Below are 14,912 nucleotides of genomic sequence, written 5' to 3'. Positions count from 1 at the left end.
GAGCTGTCGGCGGTGCTGCGCACCGCCGACGCCGATCCGGACGTCCGGGCGATCGTGCTGACCGGGGCGGGGCCGGTGTTCTGCGCCGGGATGGACCTGAAGGCGTTCGCGGAGGGCGGCGACTTCGCCGGCCTGGTCTGGTTCCTCCGCGAGGGCGTCGCCACCCCGGTCGTCGCGGCGCTGAACGGCTCCGCGCTGGCCGGGGGGTTCGAGCTGGTGCTGGCCTGCGACCTGGTGGTCGCGGCCGAGGACGCCGCGCTCGGCGTCCCCGAGGTGAAACGCGGGCTCTTCGCGGCCGGCGGCGGGACGACGCTGGCGGACAGGGTGCCGCTGGCCCTCGCCCTGGAGATGGGTCTGACCGGCGACTCCGTCACGGCCGTCCGGGCGCGCGAGATGGGGCTGGTGAACCGGGTCGTCCCGGCCGGACGGGTGCGCGAGGAGGCCCTCGCGCTGGCGACGCGGATCGCTGCGAACGGCCCGCTGGGCGTCGCGATGACCAAGAAGCTGATGCGGGAGCGCCGCTGGGGCGACCCGCAGGAGGCCGGGCGGGTGTTCGGCAGCGCGGACGCGATGGAGGGCGCCACGGCGTTCGCCGACCGGCGGCTGCCGGTCTGGAAGGGCGCGTAGGCGGGGTGTAGGCGGGGCGCAAGCAGGACGAACGCGGGGCGGACAGGCGGGGTGCGCGGCCCGGCCGCAGGTTACCGATGAGTGACCCTTGTCACACGCGGCTAACCAACCTAATGTACTTTCAGTAGGTTGGTGAAGGAGGCCCGGTGACCGATCAGCGGCCGTACGCCGCGCTCCTCGCGAAGGGCGAGGACCGCCGGCAGCGCATCCTGACCGCGGCCCAGCGGCTGCTGCGCACCTATGGATGGCGCGGCATCACGCTCGGCCAGATCGCCCGGGAGGCCGGGGTCAGCCCGGCCGGCCTGCTGCACCACTTCCAGTCCAAGGAGCAGCTGCTCCACTCCGCACTCGACGTCCGGGACGCCTACGACGACGCCGCGGCGGACCGGACGAGCGACGACATCGTCGCGCAACTGTCCCAGGTCCCCCGCAGGTTCCAGGAGACCCCCGATCTGATCGGCATGTTCGCCGTCCTGCAGATGGAGAACCTGGACCCCGAGGCGCCCCTGCACGACCGTTTCCTCTTCCGGTACCGGGCGGCGGTGGAGACCATCGCCGGCACCATCCGGCGGGGCCAGCGCTCGGGCCGGTACCGCGCCGACCTGGATCCGGCCGTGAAGGCCGTGGAGATCGCCGCCTTTCTCAATGGGATAGAGGCATCATGGCTGCTCGACCCTTCGATCCCGCTGACCGAGGTCTTCAAGGAGTACACCGGATCGCTCTCCCGGCAGCTCGCGCCGCCGCCGGACGGTCCCTGAGGAACCGGCTCCTCGTCGTCACCCCCAGCATGGCCGAGGCCGTCCGCTGCGCGGGGGGCTGGCTGTTCGACCGCGTGACGGCCGGCTGGGACGTCACCGTCCTCACGCCGGACCGCGCCGATCCCCGGCCGCTGCGGATCCTCGGCGCCCGCCCCGCCGACCTGGACTGCGCGCTCGCCTCGCCCGTCCGCGGCCCGCGGCCGCGGGCCATCGCGGTCTGCGCGGGCCTGTACAGGTCGGACCCGCGCGTCCGGCGGATGGTGCTGAGGGCCCTCGACGACAAGGCGGTGGAGGTCACGCTCTGGGACGGCATGTGCCCGGTGGACGGCGGGCCGGTGGAGTGCCCGGGGGAGGGGGCGTGGCTGCCGCACCGGCTCAGCATGGCCGCGCGCGCCTTCAAGGCCCAGGCCATGGCGGCCGCCGCCGTTCCCGCCGACGCGGGCGGGGCCACCGAGTTCTTCCGCAGGGGCGAGCCGGCCGGGGTGTGACGGCGGATCCCGCGCGGCGCCGTCCGCCGGGCGGGGTCAGCCGAGCGCGGCGAGGATGTGGGGCAGGTCGGTCGTCGACCGGATCCCCGGTGCCGCCGCGCACACGGCCGGGACGGCGTTCACCGCGCGGTTGGCGGTGTAGGCGGGCGACACGTCCGCCATCTGCTCGATGGGCACGGGGAACCGCATGTCGATGTCGAGCGGGGCGTCCCCGTCGACCGCGATGTGCCAGCCGGTGGCGCGGACGTCCCACTCCGGCTCGAGGTCGGTCGTGCAGTACCAGACGGCGCGGAAGCACAGCACCGCCCGGCCTCCGCGCATGCCGGACACCGTGATCCGCTGCGCGGCCACCGTCCCGGCCTCCAGCTCGCCCGCCGCGATGCGGACCGAATGGCGCGCCGTGGCGATCTCCCCGTCCGCCTCCACCGAGTCGAGCGGCATCGACAGGGCCTCGGCGACCAGGCGCAGCGACGGGCCGAAGCTGACCCGGCCGTGCGAGAGCCGCCGCTGGTCGAACGCCGCGGGCGGCCGGCCGAAGCCCATCACCTCGAAGAGCAGGCCGGGCGAGTCGCGCCGCGAGAGGTCCGCGTACTCGCTGATGGTCAGGCGGTCGAGCCGCCGCTGGATGGACGCCAGCGCCAGCGGGACGGCCTCGCTGATGAAACCGGGGCTGCTTCCGGTACTGTGAATGGACGTCCCTCCGCGCTCGCACGCCGCCTCGACCCGTTCACGGACCTCCGGGCGGACGCCGGCCGGGTGGTGGAACTCGCCGCGGGTCGTGACGACGTTCGCGCCGGACTCCAGCAACCGGCAGACCTCGTCGACGTCGAGGGCGCGCGGCATGTAGAGGACGCAGTCGGCGCCGAGCGACAGGATCTCGCCGATGTCGCGCGTCGCGGCGACCCCGGTGGCGCCCAGACCGCAGAGCTCGCCGGCGTCGATCCCGGCCTTGTCCGGCGAGTGGACGTACACGCCCGCCAGGGTCATGCTGGGGTGCTCGATGACGCCCCGCAGAGCGCGGGTGCCGATGTTGCCGGTGGCCCACTGGACGACGCGGTGGTTCATGCGGCCGGCCGGCGGAGTCGCGCACTGGTCATAGGAAGCACTCCATTCTCGATTGCGAGAATGCTAATCTCCGTGGCAGAGATGGTCAATGCCGCAACGGGACCGGACCGTCCGCGGCGACCGGTGTTTCCGGGGCGAGGAGGCAGGGATGCGCATCGGGTTCGTCGGCGCGGGGCGGATGGGCCGGCCCATGGTGGAGCGGCTCGCCGGGGCCGGGCACGAGGTCCGCGTGCTGGGACGGTCGGCCGCGGCGCGTACGGCTCTGGAGGAACTGGGCGCGCGGCCCGTCGGCCGCGTGGCCGACGTGGCCGAGGGCGCCGACGCGGTGCTGGTGTGCGTCTTCAGCGACGAGCAGGTCCGCGACATCTGCCTCGGCGGAGACCTGCTCTCCGCGATGCCGGGCGGATCCGTCGTCGTCCTGCACACCACCGGCAGCCCGGACACGGCGACGGCCGTCGCCGACCGGGCCGCGGCCCACGGGGTCGCGGTGGTGGACTGCCCGGTCAGCGGCGGGCCCCACGACATCGCGGCCGGCCGGCTCACTCTCTTCGCGGGCGGCGCGGCCCGCGACGTCGCCAAGGTGCGGCCCGCGCTGGACGCCTACGGCGACCCGGTGATCCATGTGGGCGGGCTCGGGGCCGGCCAGCGCGTGAAGCTGGTCAACAACGCCCTGTTCGCCGCGCAGATCGGGCTACTGGCCCATGCCGTCCGCCTCGCGGAGCAGCTGGGCGTGGACGAGGGGTCCCTGCTCGCCGCGCTCCCGCACGCGAGCAGCGCGAGCCGCGCCCTGGCCGGGGTCGAGGCACGCGGGTCGGTCGCGGCGTTCGCCGAGGCGGTGAGCGGGTTCCTCGGCAAGGACGTCGACGTCGTCCGGGCGACCGCGAAGGAGTGCGGCGGCGATCTCGGCGCCCTGGAGGCCGCCCTCCAGGCGCTGGACGGTGTGCTGCGGACCGGGAGCGCTTGACGGCGTGATGCCGGACGGCCCGCAGGACCCGCGACCGCGGACCCTCCGGGCCGTCCGGCGCTCAGGCTAAGACGATCAGGCTATGACGATCGCCCGTTCCGGGCACTGGGCGACGGCGGCGCGCACCGCCGTCTCGAACCCGGCCGGGACCTCCGGGGTCAGCACCTCGGAGTATCCGTCGTCGTTGAGGTCGAACACCTCCGGGCAGACCGTGCAGCAGATCCCGTGCCCGCGGCAGCGGTCCTCGTCGATCGTGACCTTCATCGCGCCGTGTCCTTCGCGTTCTCCGTGTTCTCCGCGTTCTCGCTGACCGTGAACTCCAGGCTCAGATGCGCCAGCCCCCGCAGGATGTGCGTCGGGAGGTAGCGGTAGCGGCGGTCGCCCGCGGGGCCGTGCCAGCGCTCGGAGACGCGGATGCCGGTCGTCCGGTCGAGGAGCCGCTCGATGCCCACCCGGGCCTCGGCCCGCGCGAGCGGGGCACCGGGGCAGGTGTGGGGGCCGCGCCCGAACGCGATGTGCCGGCGGGCGTTCTTGCGGGCGGGGTCGAAGGCCCCCGGGTCGTCGAAATGGCGCGGATCCCGGTTCGCGGCGGCGTTCACCAGCATCAGCGTCGTGCCCGCGGGGATCTCGACGCCGCCCACCGTGGTGGGGACGCGGGACAGCCGGAAGTCGCCCTTGATGGGGCTCTCGACGCGGAGGGTCTCCTCCACGAAGTTGGAGATGCGGTCCGGCTCGGCGCGCAACCGCCCCTGGAGCTCGGGGTCCTCGGCGATCAGCTTCAACGCCGAGCCCAGCAGCCGGACGGTGGTCTCCTGGCCCGCGGCGAAGACGTTGGACGCGACGCGCACGACGTCCTCGACCTCGGGCGTCGAGCCGTCCGGGAACGTCGCGGTGGCGAGCCCGGTGAGGACGTCGTCGCGGGGCTCGCGGCGGCGGTCCTCGATGTAGGGGACGAACCGGTCGTACAGGAACTCCAGCGGGCTGTGCGCCAGCGCCTCGTCGCCGGTGCCGCCGATGCCGCCGCCGGAGGCCTGCCGCAGGGTCCGGGCGAAGTCGTCGCGGTCCTGCTCGGGCATGCCGAGGAGGTCGGCGATGACCAGCAGCGTGAACGGGGCCGCGAAGTCGTCGATCGCGTCGCCCTCGCCGCCGTCGAGGAAGTCGTCGAGCACCCGGTCGGCGAGCCGCCACATGGACGCCTCGTTCTCCTTGAGCCGCTTCGGGGTGATCAACCGCATGAGCAGCGCGCGGTGCGCGGTGTGCAGCGGCGGGTCGAGCGTCGGGAGCTGGTCGCTCAGGGGGAGCTCGTCGCGGTGCCGCTCGATCAGCTCGCTGACGTCGTCGCCTTCGAGCGGGACGGGGAACCCGGGGAACGGGCCGGACACCGACACGCACGAGGAGAACGTGTCGGTGTCGTTGTACACCTGGAGCGCCTCGTCGTAGCCCGTCACCATCATCACGTCGTGGTGCGGCTCGCGTTGCACCGGGCACCGGCTGCGCAGGGCCTCGTAGTACGGGTAGGGGTCCGCGACGAGCTCGTCGTCCCGGAAGAAGTCAAGGGCCTCGAAATCCTTCACCGGTACCGGTGTCCCTTCGTCCTGGCACTTCCGATAGAGCAGTTCTCATGACTGAGAGGAACATTATCAACGATGGCCCGGCCGGCGTGCGGCCGGGCCGCCGCGGTCAGGTGTTGCGGCCGCCGTTGACCCCGATCACCTGGCCGGTGATGTACCCGGCGTCCTCCGAGACGAGGAACCCGCAGGCCGCGGCGATGTCCTCGGGGCGGCCGGGGCGCCGCACCGGGGTGCGGTCCGCGTGCTGGCCGACGGTGCCGCCGAGCAGTCCCTTCTCCTCGGACGCGCGCAGCATCGGGGTGTCGACGAACCCGGGCGGGATGGTGTTCACCGTGATCCCGTCCGGGCCGAGCTCCAGCGCGAGCGCCTTGGTGAAGCCGACGAGGCCCGCCTTCGAGGCCACGTAGTGCGTCATGAACTGCTGCCCCGACTGCGCGCTGGAGGAGGAGATGTTCACGATCCGGCCCCAGCCGGCCTCGACCATGTCCGGCACCACGGCCTGGGTGCAGTAGAAGGGGCCGTTCAGGTTCACCGCCATGATCCGGTCCCAGACCTCGTCGGTGATGTGCAGGAACTTCTTGAAGCCCGTCAGGCCGGCGTTGTTGACCAGCACGGTCGCCGCGCCGAGCGTGTCGCGGACCCGCCGCACCGCGCCCTCCACCGCCGCGCGGTCGGACACGTCCACGCCCCCGAAGGCGGACGCCTCGTGCCCCTTGTCCCGCGCCTCGCCGGCCACCCGTTCGGCCGCGCCGGCGTCGAGGTCCAGGACCGCGGTGGCGAACCCGTCCTCGGCCAGCCGGTGCACGATGGCCCGGCCGATGCCCGAGCCGCCGCCGGTGACGATCGCCGTGCGCCGCGCGCTCGCGTTCTGCTCGCTCATCCCAGCCTCACTCATGCCTTTCCCGCTCGCCTGCCGCGCGCGGCGGTCGAGGGGGTGCCGCACGCGGGGAGCATCATCAGCTTCTCATGAGACGGTACATAAGATATCGTTTTTTGAGAATCATATTTCCACCACGAGGAGGACGCGGATGCCGATCGGGGACGACGCAGGGGCCCGGCTGCTCATCGACGGGCGGCTCGCGGCCTCCGGACGGACCTTCACCTCGTCCGATCCCGCGACCGGCGAGGTCCTCGGCGAGGTCCCGGACGCGACGGTCGCCGACGCCGAGCGCGCCGTCGCGGCGGCCCGCCGGGCGTTCGAGGAGACGGACTGGGCCACCGACCGGGCGCTGCGCGTCCGCTGCCTCGAGCAGTTCCACCGGACGCTCGTCGAGCACCAGGAGGAGCTGCGCGAGCTGCTCATCGCCGAGGCGGGCGCGCCCCGCATGCTCACCCACGCCGCGCAGCTCGACGAACCGCTCGACCTCGTCCGCTACTACGCGGACCTGCTGCGCGAGTACCCCTTCACCGAGGACCTGGGGGAGGCCGAGTACCTGGGGCAGCAGCACCGCCGCTGGGTCGAGAAGGAGGCCGCGGGGGTCGTCGCCGCCATCACCCCGTACAACTTCCCCGTCCAGCTCGCGCTGGTGAAGCTGGCGCCCGCGCTGGCGGCGGGCTGCACGGTGGTGCTGAAGGGCGCGCCGGACACGCCGCTGGTGACGCTCGCGCTCGGCAGGCTGATCGCCGAGCACACCGACGTCCCGGCCGGCGTGGTGAACGTCCTCACCTCCTCCGCGGTGGAGGTCGGCCAGGCGCTGACCACCCACCCCGAGGTGGACGTGGTCAGCTTCACCGGCTCCTCCGCGACCGGCCGCGCGATCCTCGCCGCGGCCGGCGGCACGATCAAGCGGGTGCGCCTGGAGCTGGGCGGCAAGTCCGCGCTGATCATGCTGGACGACGCCGACGTCCGGACCGTGTCGATGAACGCGGCGTTCGGCATCTGCCTGCACGCCGGACAGGCCTGCGCGCTGAACTCCCGCCTGCTGGTGCCGCGCCCGCTGCACGACGAGGTCGTGGAGCGGGTCGCGCGCTACCTCGGCAAGGTGGCCTGCGGCGACCCCCGCGACCCGAAGACCTACATGGGGCCGCTGATCAGTGAGCGGCAGCGGGAGAAGGTGGACGGGATGGTGCGCCGTGCGGTCGACGCGGGGGCCAAGCTGGTGACCGGTGGCGAGAAGGTCGATCCCGGGTTCTTCTACACCCCGACCTTGTTGAGCGGTGTGGACGCGGACAGCGAGATCGCGCAGGAAGAGGTCTTCGGGCCGGTGCTGGCGGTCATCCCGTATGACGACGATGACGACGCCGTCCGCATCGCCAACAACTCCGCCTACGGACTCTCCGGTGCCGTCCACGGCGCCGACGCCGAACGCTGCCTCGCCATCGCACGACGCATCCGCACGGGGACCTTCAGCGTCAACGGCGGCAACTACTTCTTCTCCGACACCCCGTTCGGCGGCTTCAAGCAGTCGGGCATCGGACGCGAGAAGGGTGTGCCCGGCCTGGAGGAGTTCCTGGAGACCAAGACCTTCGGGATGGTGGCGCCCGCCGCCGAGCCCGCAGCCTCCCGGGCTTAGCGGAGAGGGGCGCCGCCGCGAACGCAGGGGCCCGGCCTGACCAGGCCGGGCCCCTCCGTTCGTCGTGCGGTGCGGGTCAGCGGACGATCTTCGCGGCGGCCTTGCGCCGCGTGACGGGTTCGGCGAGCCGCTGCTCGTCGCAGGCCTTCTGCAGGATGTCGAGGGTCTCCTCGAGCCCGGGGCCGAGCGGCGGGTGCGGGTCGAACGTCGCCGGCAGGTGGCGCATGCCCTGGATGACGCCGATGGTCTCGTAGTGGACGGCGCCCTCCGGGTCGCAGCGGTAGCCGGGCATGCGGTCCAGCACCTGGACGAGCATGCGCTTGAACACGGTGCGCGCGACGTTGGAGCCGATGCAGCGGTGGATGCCGAGGCCGAAGGAGTGGTGCCGGTTGCCCGACCGCTCGAGCTCGATCCGCTCCGGGTCGCTGAACACCGACGGGTCCCGGTTGGCCATCGCCCAGGACAGCCAGACGCGCTCGCCCTCCTTGAACCGGGTCCCCGCGATCTCGCAGTCCTCGGAGAAGGTCCGCGCGTCCCCGGGGGCGGGGGTGAAGTAGCGCAGGAACTCCTCGGTGGCCGGGTCCAGGAGCGCGTCGCGCTCGCGGGACAGCCGCGCCCGCTCGTCCGGGTTCTCCGACAGCCACTCCAGCGCGTGCGCGGTCAGCGCCGTCGTGGTGTCGAAGCCGCCGCCGATGACCAGCGCGAGCACCCCCAGCAGCTCCAGGTCGTCCGGCTGGCCGCCGTTGATCTCGGCCCGCACCAGCGCGTCGATCATGCCGGGGCGCGGGTTCTCGCGGATCGCCGTCATCTCGGCGGCCAGGTCCTTGAACAGGACCGTCTGCTGTTCGCGGACCCGGGCCATCTCCGGTGACGTCGGCGGCGTGTACACGGCGGCGTGGGTCGGCTCGCTGTAGATCTCCCACCGGTTCACCGGGACGCCGAGCATCGCCAGCGTGAGCACGGCCGGCACGATGTTGGCCAGGTCGTCCACGAAGTCGATCCGCCCGCTCTCGGACTTCTCGTCCAGGCAGGCGCGCACCACCTCGTCGACGAACGGGATCCAGCGCTGCACGGCGGCGGGGGAGAGGTAGGGGTTCAGGGCCTGCCGGTAGTGGCGCTGCTCGGGCGGGTCCATCTCCAGGAACCCGCCCCGCACCGGCGGCGGCGGGTCGGCGCTCGGGATGGTGATGCCCTTGTACCCGCGGCGCTCGCCCTTCACGTCGTGGTCGTTCGACAGCTTGTCGGCGGACCGTGCGAGCTCGAACACCTCGGCCGCGCCGGCGGCCACCCAGTGCCCGCCGTAGGTGTCCGACCAGGCGATCGGGCACTTCTGGTGCATCTCCTGGGTGATCGACGTGAACTGGCGGCGGTACTCGGGGGTGTGCCTGTCGAACGGATAGCGGTGCGCCTTGCGGGCCTCGTCGTCCACGCTCACGACGGCGTCCTCTCTGAGACGGTGGGCGATCCCGGGGTAGAACTTTCTTTTCAATTGCGAGAACAATACTCTCAACTCGGAGGACTCCGGAAGGGCGGCGGACGACTTCGCGGGCGTCCGCCGGGGGCGCGGTGGTGCGGCGCCGACCGCCGCCCGGGGACCCTGACGTCTTGAACTTCATGTTCTCCTACAGGAGAATTAGATTTCCACAGCGAGGAGGCGGGATGGGATCCCAGCGACACGGCGGACCCGGGACCGGCCGGCCGGACGGCGAGGCGCCACGCCTGCTGATCGGCGGCCGCCTGGTGGCGGGGGAGCGGACGTACCCCTCGGTCGACCCGGCCACCGGACGGGTCCTCGGCCAGGCCCCGGACGCCACGCCCGCCCAGGCCGAGGCCGCCGTGGCCGCGGCCCGCCGCGCGTTCGACACCACGGAGTGGCCGGCCGACGCCGCGCTGCGCGTCCGGTGCCTGGAGCAGCTCCATGAGGTGCTGACCGAGCACAAGGAGGAGCTGCGCGAGCTGACGATCGCCGACACCGGCGCGCCCCGGGTGGTCACCCACGGCGCGGGGCTGGACGAGCCGCTGGGGATCGTCCGCTACTACGCCGACCTGCTGCGCGGGTACTCCTTCACCGAGGAGCTCGGCGAGATCGAGGCCCGGGGGCGGCGGCACCGCCGCTGGGTCGAGAAGGAGGCGGCCGGGGTCGTCGCCGCGATCACCGCGTACAACTACCCCAACCAGCTCGCGCTGGCCAAGCTCGCGCCCGCGCTCGCCGCCGGCTGCACGGTGGTGCTGAAGGGGGCGCCGGACACGCCGCTGGTGACGCTCGCGCTCGCGGAGCTGATCGCCGAGCACACCGACATCCCGGCCGGCGTGGTGAACGTCCTGACCTCCGCGGGGCCGGCGGTCGGCGAGGTCATGACCACCCACCCGGACGTGGACGTGGTCACCTTCACCGGGTCCACCGCCACTGGCCGCAAGATCATGACGGCGGCGAGCGGCACCGTGAAGCGGGTCTTCCTCGAACTCGGCGGCAAGTCCGCGATGGTCGTGCTGGACGACGCCGACTTCGACCTGGTCGCGATGGCCGCGGCCTTCACCATCTGCTCGCACGCCGGTCAGGGATGCGCCATCACGTCCCGCCTGCTGGTGCCGCGCGCCCATCACGACGCGATCGTCGAGCGGGTCGCCGCCCAGCTCGCCGGCGTCCGCTACGGCGACCCCACCGACCCCGGGACGTACATGGGGCCGCTGATCAGTGAGCGGCAGCGGGAGAAGGTGGACGGGATGGTGCGCCGTGCGGTCGACGCGGGGGCCAAGCTGGTGGCCGGTGGCGAGAAGGTCGATCCGGGGTTCTTCTACACCCCGACCTTGTTGAGCGGTGTGGACCCGGACAGCGAGATCGCACAGGAAGAGGTCTTCGGGCCCGTGCTGGCGGTCATTCCGTATGACGACGATGACGACGCCGTCCGCATCGCCAACAACTCCGCCTACGGACTCTCCGGCGCCGTCCACAGTGCCAGCGAGGAGCGGGCGATCGCGGTCGCCAGGCGGATCCGCACCGGCACGCTCAGCATCAACGGCGGCAACTACTTCGCCCCGGACGTTCCCTTCGGCGGCTTCAAGCAGTCGGGCATCGGCCGCGAGATGGGCGTCGCCGGCCTGGAGGAGTTCCTGGAGCGCAAGGCCTTCGCGACCGTGGTCTCCTGATCGGGGAGCATGATCTGTCCAACCGCCGGCCGCGGCCTGCCCGCCGTGCCGGCACCGAGCGAAGGGAACCCCCGCATGGCAGCGGACACCGCCGTCGACATCGCCTCACTCGTCCTCCGCGCGTCCCTGGGCGGCACCCTGATCGCCCACGGCTGGAACCACGCGTTCGGCGGCGGGAAGATCGCGGGCACGGCGGGCTGGTTCGAGTCGATGGGCCTGCGTCCGGGCCGGCTGCACGCCCTGATGGCGACCGGCACCGAGCTCGGCGCCGGCGTCCTGCTGCTGCTCGGCCTGCTCACCCCGCTCGCCGCCGCCGGGGCGGTCGGCACGATGGCGGTCGCCCTCGTCACCGCCCACCTGCGCAACGGCTTCTTCATCTTCCGGCCCGGCCAGGGCTACGAGTACGTCGTCATGATCATCATGGTGGCGTGCGGGCTCGGCGCCCTGGGCGGCGGGACGGTGTCGCTCGACCGCGCCCTCGGGATCGCCGACGACCTGTCCGGCTGGACGGGCCTCGCCGTCACCGCGCTCGCGGGCGGCATCGGCGCCGCGCTCCTGCTGGCCGCCTTCTGGCGCCCCGCCCGCACGCCGGAGGAGCAGGGCGGCTGAGGCGTTTCCTGACCTGCGAACAAGGAGGACCATGACGAGCGAGAGCGCCGTCATCACCGGTGCGGCGGGCGGTATCGGCGCGGCCGTCGCCCGGCTGCTCGCCGCGTCCGGCGTCCACTGCGTGCTCGTGGACCGCGACCCCGCGGTGGAGGACGTCGCCGCCTCGGTCGGCGGCATCGCGGTGGTCGGCGACCTGACCGATCCCGAGGTGTCCGCGCGGGCGGTGGGGTCCGCGGGCGGCCGCCTGGACCTGCTCGTCCTCAACGCGGGCACCAACTCCGCCGACAAGGACCCCGGCACGCTCGACCTCGGCCGCTACCAGGCGGTCGTCGGCGTCAACCAGCACTCCGTCGTCTACGGGCTGCGTGCCGCGCTTCCCGTCATGCGCGGGAACGGCGGCGGCTCCATCGTGGTCACCGCCTCGCTCGCCGCCCTCCACGGCGTCGAGCAGGACCCGATCTACACGATGACCAAGCACGCCGTCATCGGCCTGGTCCGCGCCCTGTCCGGCCCGCTGGCGCGGGAGGGGATCCGCCTCGGCGCCGTCTGCCCGGGGCTGGTCGACACGCCTCTCGTCGCGGGGGCCCGCGACCGGTTCCAGGCGGCGGGCATCCCCATGCTCTCCGCCGACGAGGTCGCCACCGCCGTCGTGGACGTCCTCCGCGACGGCGAGCCCGGCACCGAACTGGTCGTGCGTCCCGGCCGGCCACCCGCCCGTTACCTGTCGGCTCCGCTGCCCTGACCCCTGCCGACCCGCGGGCGCGTCACCCCTCGTCGTCGCCGGCGATGACGGTGCGGCGGACGGCGCGCGCGTCCGGACCGCGCAGCGCCTCGGCGAGCGGGACGTGGAGCAGGACGAGGTCGGCTGCGGCCCCCGGGCGGACGCGCCGGACGCGCCCGCCCGGATCGCCGTGCCGCGACAGATAGGACCGGAGCGCCGCGCGCGCCGAGATCGCCTCGCCCGCACCGACGACCGCTCCGGACCGGGTGCGGCGGTGCGCGGCGGCGCCGATGACCGTCCAGGGATCGAGGGGGCCGTAGGGCGCGTCGCTCGACAGCCCCACCGGCACGCCCGCGTCGGCCAGGCGGCGGCAGCGGTACAGGTCGTCGTGCTCGTCCGCCGGGACGTCGCGCAGGTAGTCGTCGCCGCGGTCGGCGATGAAGCCGGGCTGCGTGACCACGCGCAGGCCGAGCCGCGCCAGCTCACCGATCGTCTCGGCCGGGACGAGGGCGGCGTGCTCGATCCGGTCGCCGTCGCGGACCCCGGCCGTGCCGAGCGCGGCGAGCAGGAGCAGCAGCGCCTCGCGGGTGACGCAGTGCACGGCCACGGCGCGTCCCCGGTCGTGAGCCTGCCGGATGCGGCCGGTCAGGTCGTCCAGCGACGGCAGCCCCGAGTCGGCCAGGACGACCTTGTACGGGCCGGTGGTCACCCTCGGATGGACGGGGCCCCGGGCGTCCAGGGGCACGCCGAGGAGATGGACGCGTTGCCGAAGCGCGCCCTTCTCGAACGCGGCGATCGTGCCGGCGGTGAGATCGGGGGTGGCGTCGGTGACGCCGGTGATGCCGTAGCGCGCCAGCTCGGCTCCGATGGCGCTCAGGTCCGGGGGGTGCGCGGCCGGGATGCGGGTGCGGAGCCAGTCGTCGGCCCGCCACAGCCGTCCGGTGGGGGAGCCGTTCGCGTCGCGCTCGATGCGGGGGTGATGGCTCGAGGCCAGGCCCGCCTCGTGCGCCGCGGCGGAGTTGAGCATCCAGAGGGCGCCGCTGCGGTGCTGGATCCGCACGGGCACATCGGCGCGCAGCGCGTCGAGCCCGGCCGCGTCCAGGTCGCCGGCGACGCTCTCGGTGTAGCCGACGCCGCGCACCCATCCGCGCTCGTCGGGCGCCGCCGCATGCAGCGCCGCCGCAAGCGCGTCCCGTCCCCCGACCTCCGGAGGCCCGCATCGGACGGACCGCCTCGACGCCCACATGGCGTGCAGATGCAGGTGGTGATCCCACAGGCCGGGGAGCAGCGCACCTCCGCGGCACTCGATCACCTCGTCCTGGCCGCCCGGCGTGAGGTGCGGGCCGACCTCGGTGATCCGCCCGCCTGCGACGCGGACGTGCGTCCGCTCGCGCCCGGCGATCTCGGCATCGCGGAACAGGAGCCCGCTCACAGCCGCGTCCGTTGCTTCACGGGAGTGGAATTCCCAGCTCGCGCAGGACGTCCGCCGTGTCGGCGCCCATGGCCGGGGCGTCCCCGTCCGGCTCGCGCCGGAGGGGAGCGGCGACGGGGGCGAGGCCGGAGCCGGTGTCGACGGCCCAGCCGTCGCCATGGGGGAGGGCCGGCAGGCTGGGGGTCGGCGGGCCAGGATCGAGGGTCGCCGCGACGACGCCGGACATCGGCACCTCCCAGAGGACGCCGCGCCCCGGTGGCGCGGTGGCGGCCAGCACGGCGGCGGTGAGCCCGGTCAGCGGATCGGCGATCGCATCGCCGCAGAACAGCGGGGACATGCCGGTATCGCGGCAGACCAGCCCCGCGCCAGCCGCCACGTCGTCACCGAAGCCGACGCGGTCGGACGCGCGGCCGTCCGCGGTGATCGAGACCCACGTCGTCCCGGCGGCGACGGCGGCCCCGGCGTCCAGCCCGAAGCGGGCGAGGGCGCGCGGCCGGGACGCCTCGATGACGATGTCGGCCGCCTCCACCAGTGCCGCCATCGCCCGGCGGCCCGCCATCGTCGCCGGGTCCAGCGCGACGGAACGGTGCCCGGCGTGCAGGAGCCGGTAGAAGCCGGGGTCGCCGCGGCGCGCGCCGTCCGGGCGCGACGGCGTCTCGACCTTGACGACGCGGGCGCCCGCCAGGCCGAGCAGATGCGCGCACAGCGGGCCCGCCCACAGCGCGCTGAAGTCGACCACCAGCGCGTCCTTGACCGGACGGGGCGTTGTGGGCCCCGGGACCCGGGCGTTGGACGACGGTGCACCGACCGGCCCGGCGGCGACGCCGAGGAGTTCGGCGCGCTCGGCCAGTTCGGCGCCGGTGTGGCCGCGCAGCCAGGACGCGACCGCCGGCCACGGGTCCTCGCCGACGTCCGCGCTGGCCAGCGCGCCGAGGAGGGCCGGGTCGTCCGGGCGGGCGCAGGACACGGCCGCCCAGCCGTCCGCCGTGGGCAGCAGCCGGCGGGCGCCCGCCCCCG

Annotated in this window: 15 protein-coding genes; 8 read left to right on the top strand and 7 right to left on the bottom strand. The window is 73.8% G+C overall.

Features of this window, described 5'->3' with window-relative positions; genetic code table 11:
* The 3 genes from ABD296_RS46180 to ABD296_RS46170 all read left to right on the top strand — a co-directional run.
* A partial coding sequence (locus tag ABD296_RS46180) for an enoyl-CoA hydratase-related protein (RefSeq protein WP_344283722.1) occupies positions 1–627 on the top strand: 627 nt, incomplete at its 5' end.
* Positions 628–773: 146 nt separating this feature from the next.
* A complete protein-coding gene (locus ABD296_RS46175; protein WP_344283719.1) occupies positions 774–1,385 on the top strand; it encodes a TetR/AcrR family transcriptional regulator in 612 nt (203 codons plus the stop codon).
* 29 nt (positions 1,386–1,414) lie between these two features.
* Positions 1,415–1,873 carry a hypothetical protein gene (locus tag ABD296_RS46170; RefSeq protein ID WP_344283716.1) on the top strand — a complete coding sequence of 153 codons (459 nt, stop codon included), beginning with the start codon at positions 1,415–1,417 and terminating at the stop codon, positions 1,871–1,873.
* Between the two features lie 36 nt (positions 1,874–1,909).
* Here ABD296_RS46170 and ABD296_RS46165 read toward each other — a convergent pair whose 3' ends face one another.
* On the bottom strand, positions 1,910–2,938 hold the full coding sequence (locus ABD296_RS46165) for an NAD(P)H-dependent amine dehydrogenase family protein (RefSeq protein WP_344283713.1): 1,029 nt from the start codon (positions 2,936–2,938) through the stop codon (positions 1,910–1,912).
* Positions 2,939–3,026: 88 nt separating this feature from the next.
* On the opposite strand from ABD296_RS46165, the gene ABD296_RS46160 reads away from it, so the two are divergent.
* Positions 3,027–3,902: an NAD(P)-dependent oxidoreductase gene (locus ABD296_RS46160; RefSeq protein WP_344283710.1), complete on the top strand. Its 876-nt coding sequence runs from the start codon at positions 3,027–3,029 to the stop codon at positions 3,900–3,902.
* A gap of 75 nt (positions 3,903–3,977) precedes the next feature.
* On the opposite strand, the gene ABD296_RS46155 is transcribed toward ABD296_RS46160, so the two are convergent.
* The 3 genes from ABD296_RS46155 to ABD296_RS46145 form a co-directional block, all read right to left on the bottom strand.
* A complete protein-coding gene (locus tag ABD296_RS46155) occupies positions 3,978–4,166 on the bottom strand; it encodes a ferredoxin (RefSeq protein WP_344283707.1) in 189 nt (62 codons plus the stop codon).
* Positions 4,163–5,476: a cytochrome P450 gene (locus ABD296_RS46150; RefSeq protein ID WP_344283704.1), complete on the bottom strand. Its 1,314-nt coding sequence runs from the start codon at positions 5,474–5,476 to the stop codon at positions 4,163–4,165. Before ABD296_RS46150 ends, ABD296_RS46155 begins: the two co-directional genes overlap by 4 nt.
* A gap of 106 nt (positions 5,477–5,582) precedes the next feature.
* Positions 5,583–6,353 carry an SDR family NAD(P)-dependent oxidoreductase gene (locus ABD296_RS46145; RefSeq protein WP_344283702.1) on the bottom strand — a complete coding sequence of 257 codons (771 nt, stop codon included), beginning with the start codon at positions 6,351–6,353 and terminating at the stop codon, positions 5,583–5,585.
* A 148-nt stretch (positions 6,354–6,501) separates the two neighbouring features.
* Here ABD296_RS46145 and ABD296_RS46140 point away from each other — a divergent pair, with 148 nt between their 5' ends.
* On the top strand, positions 6,502–7,986 hold the full coding sequence (locus tag ABD296_RS46140; RefSeq protein ID WP_344283699.1) for an aldehyde dehydrogenase family protein: 1,485 nt from the start codon (positions 6,502–6,504) through the stop codon (positions 7,984–7,986).
* A gap of 76 nt (positions 7,987–8,062) precedes the next feature.
* Here the strand turns inward: ABD296_RS46140 and ABD296_RS46135 are convergent, their stop codons facing one another.
* On the bottom strand, positions 8,063–9,421 hold the full coding sequence (locus ABD296_RS46135; RefSeq protein WP_344283697.1) for a cytochrome P450: 1,359 nt from the start codon (positions 9,419–9,421) through the stop codon (positions 8,063–8,065).
* A gap of 224 nt (positions 9,422–9,645) precedes the next feature.
* On the opposite strand from ABD296_RS46135, the gene ABD296_RS46130 reads away from it, so the two are divergent.
* The 3 genes from ABD296_RS46130 (at position 9,646) to ABD296_RS46120 (ending at position 12,484) form a co-directional block, all read left to right on the top strand.
* Positions 9,646–11,133: an aldehyde dehydrogenase family protein gene (locus tag ABD296_RS46130; RefSeq protein WP_344283695.1), complete on the top strand. Its 1,488-nt coding sequence runs from the start codon at positions 9,646–9,648 to the stop codon at positions 11,131–11,133.
* Positions 11,134–11,208: 75 nt separating this feature from the next.
* Complete coding sequence (locus ABD296_RS46125) at positions 11,209–11,742, top strand: DoxX family protein (RefSeq protein ID WP_344283693.1); 534 nt, start codon at positions 11,209–11,211, stop codon at positions 11,740–11,742.
* Between the two features lie 31 nt (positions 11,743–11,773).
* Complete coding sequence (locus tag ABD296_RS46120) at positions 11,774–12,484, top strand: SDR family oxidoreductase (RefSeq protein WP_344283690.1); 711 nt, start codon at positions 11,774–11,776, stop codon at positions 12,482–12,484.
* 22 nt (positions 12,485–12,506) lie between these two features.
* Here the strand turns inward: ABD296_RS46120 and ABD296_RS46115 are convergent, their stop codons facing one another.
* Positions 12,507–13,895: an amidohydrolase family protein gene (locus tag ABD296_RS46115; RefSeq protein ID WP_344283687.1), complete on the bottom strand. Its 1,389-nt coding sequence runs from the start codon at positions 13,893–13,895 to the stop codon at positions 12,507–12,509.
* Positions 13,896–13,911: 16 nt separating this feature from the next.
* Positions 13,912–14,912: CoA transferase (locus ABD296_RS46110; protein ID WP_344283685.1), on the bottom strand; the 1,001-nt coding region annotated here is incomplete at its 5' end.

The sequence above is a fragment of the Actinomadura napierensis genome (assembly GCF_039529375.1).
GTDB classification, from domain to species: Bacteria; Actinomycetota; Actinomycetes; order Streptosporangiales; family Streptosporangiaceae; genus Spirillospora; species Spirillospora napierensis.
The sequence above is the reverse complement of the archived record's forward strand: the minus strand, read 5'-3'. Positions and strand labels throughout refer to the sequence as shown.